Origin of the sequence: Microcoleus sp. Pol12A5, from assembly GCF_036701435.1 — a bacterium.
Classification (GTDB): domain Bacteria; phylum Cyanobacteriota; class Cyanobacteriia; order Cyanobacteriales; family Microcoleaceae; genus Microcoleus.
Map to the genome: position 1 here is coordinate 1 of NZ_JAUBQU010000221.1, position 4652 is coordinate 4652.

The following is a 4652-nucleotide window of genomic DNA, read 5'->3' on the forward strand; positions in this document are numbered from 1 at the left end:
TTTTGAGTTCCAGACTTGAGAACCTCGGCTGTTGTGGCTGGTGAAAGCAGTCGAAAGCCGTCAGCAGTAATAATTTTTTCTCCGATTCCGGGATCGAATTCGTGCTGCAACCAAGTGCAGACGGCTGCTGTATCCGGTGTCGGGACTTCTAGATAAAGAATTTCTTGCATGATTAGGCTCTCAATTCTGAATAAATTAATAAAGATGGGGGAGTTGACAAGGGAGCAAAGTAGGCTATACTCCCGAATACTTATTGAGTTTTAAATAAGTTTACAATGTTCTCAGATTTTTAGGTTTTCGATCGCTCTTGCTCTCGGTTGGCCCGCAGTGGCTGAATATCTACTCCTTTCGGTATGCACTTCTATGAATTATCCCATTCCTACGAATCCTCAAGAAATGATTGCTTTACGACAGCAGCCGCTGAATGAAGAATTGGTGGCGTCGGCGATCGCGGGTGTGATTCAAATAGCTCGATCGCGATCTCAGTCTTTGGATGAATTGAAGGCTGAGGTACTCGCGGACGACAATCTGCTCGATTTTGCTCAGAGGCTATGGCTGAGCGACATTGTGGCTCAAGCTTGGAACAATTTGCCGTAGACTAGACTGCGGCTAAAAGATCTACTTCATTAGAGCTGAACTTAAAATGGTACAAACAAGATTAAAATCCTTAACTTTAGAAGAGTTTCTCCAACTACCCGAAACTAAACCTGCCAGCGAATACATTGATAATCAAATTATTCAGAAGCCAATGCCACAAGGGAAACACAGTGCGATTCAATGTGAACTAATTATTGTCATTAACGCTATATTAAAAGCCCAAAAGGTTGCACGAGCATTTCCCGAACTCCGCTGTACCTTTGGCGGAAGGTCAACAGTGCCTGATATTTCAGTATTTGTCTGGAACCGAATTCCCGCCGATGAGAACGGCGAAATTGCTAATGTCTTTCCCATAGCTCCTGATTGGACAATTGAGATTTTGTCCCCTGACCAAAGTCAAACTAAAGTTACTAAAAATATTCTGCACTGCTTAAATCATGAAACTCAAATGGGCTGGCTGATCGATCCCGACGAACAATGCGTTTTTGTTTACGTTCCCCAGCAACAGACAGCAGTATTTGATGAACCCGAACTGCTGCTACCTGTGCCGTCCTTCGCTAGCCAACTGCGGTTGAGTGTCGGAGAATTATTTGGCTGGCTGCTGAAATAATCTTCGGAAGAGTGTCCTATTTTTAATATTTTTTACTTTTCCCTACTGCCAACAGTCAACAGTTAACAGTCAACAGTCAACGGACTAACGCAACTCTACTTCTCGCTTGACTTCTGTCAAAACTCGATCGCCCCGCGTCAACCGATATTCGGCGCGCCAAACTCCGGGAGTCAGAGGAGAATTTGTACTGTTTCTTTTGCCGACATAACCCAACCAAGTGCGGCTGGGGGCTTTAATTTCATTGGTTTGGTCAGCGATGGTTGTGCCGTTGGGTGCAAATAATTTGTATTGTTCGCGATCGCCCTTGAGCACTCCGTAACTTTGCACCCAAAACAACAAAGCTGGACTGTTTGCAGGGAGTTGAGTCTCGGAAAATTGTCCTTCCCAGACAGCGTTGATATCGGGTGGCTTATTGGCAAAACCGGCCCGAATTAAACCTGTGGAAATATAGTCTAGAGGCTTGTCCCAAATTGGATTGCGGGCGATGTTGCAGCCTACCTTCGCGTCAGGCCCGACAAACGGATCTACGGGTTTGCCTTGATAGCGATAAGTTACGTGTACGTGGGGGAAAGATGCCATCCCAGAGTTTCCCACCATGCCCAAAACAGTGCCTTTTTGTACCTGGGTTCCCGGTTTGACGGCAACGCTGCCTTTGCGGAGGTGGCAGTATTGGGCTTCCCAACCACCGCCGTGGTCGATTACCATGCCGTTGCCGCATTCTGTGCCTGCGATGTTGGCTTTTTCTGTCTCGTTTTGTAAACGCCGATCGACCACACCATCTCGTGCTCGCAAAACTTTGCCTGCAGCGGAGGCAATCACTGGAACTCCTTTTGCCATTGCTTTGGCGTCGGGAATGGCAAAGTCTGTGCCGTCGTGGCCGTCGTAGGTTTGGCGCCCGCAGCCAAAATCTACGGCGGTGGGGCCGGGTTCTCGATCGAAATACAGCAACACAAAACAGTCTTTGCCTAGGGTACAGTCGATCGGCTGACCGAATTGCGGGTTGTTCGGCTTTTGCGCGACTGCGGTCGAAACGAGACGCTGGGCGATCGTGTGGGCTTCGGCGATCGGGGCACTTACTCCGCTGTTATTATCACAACTAGCAAGACTTGTCAACCCACAGGTCAACAAAATTGCAGAAATGTATTTTTTTGATAGTATAGTCATTCGCCGGTGGGATGTAAAAGCTGAGGTGGGTAGTGAAAAATCAATTAATGATTCAGAATAAAGTGGCTCAAGAATCTTGACGATCGGTAAGGTGTTTTCGTTTCCGATAGTTGTTGTATTATTTTCAGTTGAAACTTTTAAAAGTTGAAATTACTTAAAAAATGCGCTCTAAAATTCGATCGCTCATTTCGATAATTCGGCTGGCAGGGCTTGGTGTTGCTGCTTTGGCGATGTGGGGATTTGCCACTATTGCCGAAGAGGTTTTGGAAAAGGAAACCTACGCTTTCGATAAATCTATTTTACTATATCTTAGGAGCCTTCACACTCCGCTGCGCGATCGCATCATGCTCGCCTTTACATTTTTGGGAGAGCCAAATTTGCTGCTAGCCCTGAGCGTGAGTTTGGGTATTATATTGTGGATCCGCAAACATAACTCTGAAGCCACAACTATTGCAGTTACTGGCGCAGGGGCGGTAGGTTTAAATCTACTGTTAAAAAAACTTTTTGCGCGCGCTAGACCTCAACTTTGGGAGCGCGTTGTTGACGTTCGCTTTTACAGTTTTCCTAGCGGACACGCGATGATTTCAATGGTTATTTACGGTTTGTTAGGATATTTCTTGGGTTCGCGCTTTCCCAGGCAACGCTGGTGGATTTACAGCTTGACAGTTGTATTAATTGCTGCTATTGGTTTGAGCCGGCTTTACCTAGGAGTTCACTGGCCTACCGATGTTATTGCCGGTTATACGGCGGGTTTGGTGTGGCTGATTGCCTGTATTCTCAGTTTGGAAGTATGGAAGCAATTTCGTTCTGTTAGTGCGCCTTCTGAAGAAGAGTTTTTGTCACCAGAACCCTCTCAAGAAATAACTAATGACTGATGACTAATAACTAACAACTATTTGCTTTTGGGTAAAACACATGGCAATTCCTTTTTCGTAGTAAGCAGCCTCGTTAATAAAAATTGGATATATGGTTGATTTACCTTCATACAATACCGACTCACCATCCAAGGTCAAAAACATCGGATCGCCGGGATTCAGGGCTTGATAATCTCTGAATTGCAGATGAGGATGAATCATTGCCTGAATTTCTCTGTTCTCGTTTCTGGGATAGTCGATCGCCCCAATGGTATGATAAATAGTCAGGGGATTTTTTGCAGCAGGCATTGTGCCTTGATTGTAGGCTTCTACGCAGTCTAAAATTCGGCAGACAACTTGCTCAGTTTGCTGAAATAAAGACGCATCCAAGACGCCTTGTGGCACTGCACCAACTTCCAGCGTACCGCCTAATTCGGAAAGCGATCGCAGCAAAGGACTATCATGATTCTTGGTTGTAGAAGCGAGTACCTTGAGGTGGGGATACACAGAGGTTAAATAAGCTGCTAGTTGCAGGTTAAATGGATGATGGCTGGCGAGAATAAAAGTTAACCCCATGTTGGACGTGGTGCTGTGCAAATCGATAATTAAGTTTGGCAGATGAGTATTTTTTGAGCTAAAAAGGCGGTAGATTTCTTTCGCCCGCTGCGCTTCATAGCTGGAGAGATGGGGATTTTCTAAATCTTGCTTTCTAAAGCAGCGGTTGAGGTCGATATCGATGTAGCGTGTCCCGATTTCGCAAGCTTTGGGATTGGCTAGCAGGACGATTGTTTCAAAAGTCGATCGCTCAATTAACTCTGGCGCGCGATCGAATTTCTTCACGAGGTAAATTCCTGTGAGTTCGTTTCCGTGGGTTCCTCCCACTATGGCAACACGTTTAATTTGGTTCATAGACAAATAACTTCCTATCCCAAGCGTATCACCATTTGTCATCAGTTGGTAAAAAACATCAGGTTGAGGTTGATTATGTGTTTATATTTAGATTAGCTAAAGTTTAAGTAAGCAGGTATCACACGCAGAACGGAGAAACCCGCTTTCTCTGGGTATTTCTCGTCATTAAATAAAAAAATACGATCGCCACCGGGAAGAAATCGATCGCATTATTGTTTCCGATTAAACCGAATAGTAGAATAGTAGATAGCTAAAAGAGGGATTTTAGATATGGGACTGAATGAGTATTTTGATTTCTTAGCACCGGATGATATTCGCATTAAAGGACATCGCATCGGGATTGAGACGGTACTGTATGAGTATCTTTATCGGGAACGCACCCCTGAAGAAATTCAGCAACTCTATCCAACTCTAACTTTGGCAGAAGTTTATACGACTATTTTGTATTATTTACAAAATCAAGAATCAGTAAGTAGATATTTGCAAGATTGGTTGGAATGGTCGCATCAGCAGCGAAA

At 44.9% G+C, this 4652-nt stretch carries 6 protein-coding genes; 4 read left to right on the plus strand and 2 right to left on the minus strand.

Annotated elements, in window-relative coordinates:
* The first annotated feature begins 363 nt into the window (after positions 1–363).
* Both QUA45_RS27925 and QUA45_RS27930 read left to right on the plus strand, forming a co-directional pair.
* Complete coding sequence (locus QUA45_RS27925) at positions 364–597, plus strand: hypothetical protein (protein ID WP_190662685.1); 234 nt, start codon at positions 364–366, stop codon at positions 595–597.
* 46 nt (positions 598–643) lie between these two features.
* The gene (locus QUA45_RS27930) at positions 644–1207 is read left to right on the plus strand and encodes a Uma2 family endonuclease (RefSeq protein WP_333223121.1); all 564 of its coding nucleotides are present in this window, start codon (positions 644–646) and stop codon (positions 1205–1207) included.
* 84 nt (positions 1208–1291) lie between these two features.
* On the opposite strand, the gene QUA45_RS27935 is transcribed toward QUA45_RS27930, so the two are convergent.
* Complete coding sequence (locus QUA45_RS27935) at positions 1292–2371, minus strand: M23 family metallopeptidase (RefSeq protein WP_333223123.1); 1080 nt, start codon at positions 2369–2371, stop codon at positions 1292–1294.
* Positions 2372–2532: 161 nt separating this feature from the next.
* Here QUA45_RS27935 and QUA45_RS27940 point away from each other — a divergent pair, with 161 nt between their 5' ends.
* On the plus strand, positions 2533–3246 hold the full coding sequence (locus tag QUA45_RS27940; protein ID WP_333096117.1) for a phosphatase PAP2 family protein: 714 nt from the start codon (positions 2533–2535) through the stop codon (positions 3244–3246).
* 3 nt (positions 3247–3249) lie between these two features.
* Here the strand turns inward: QUA45_RS27940 and QUA45_RS27945 are convergent, their stop codons facing one another.
* Positions 3250–4134: an aspartoacylase gene (locus QUA45_RS27945; RefSeq protein WP_333223125.1), complete on the minus strand. Its 885-nt coding sequence runs from the start codon at positions 4132–4134 to the stop codon at positions 3250–3252.
* A gap of 270 nt (positions 4135–4404) precedes the next feature.
* Between QUA45_RS27945 and QUA45_RS27950 the strand changes: the two genes are divergently transcribed.
* Positions 4405–4652, plus strand: a 248-nt coding sequence (locus QUA45_RS27950; RefSeq protein WP_333223127.1) for a DUF433 domain-containing protein, incomplete at its 3' end; no start/stop codon positions are given.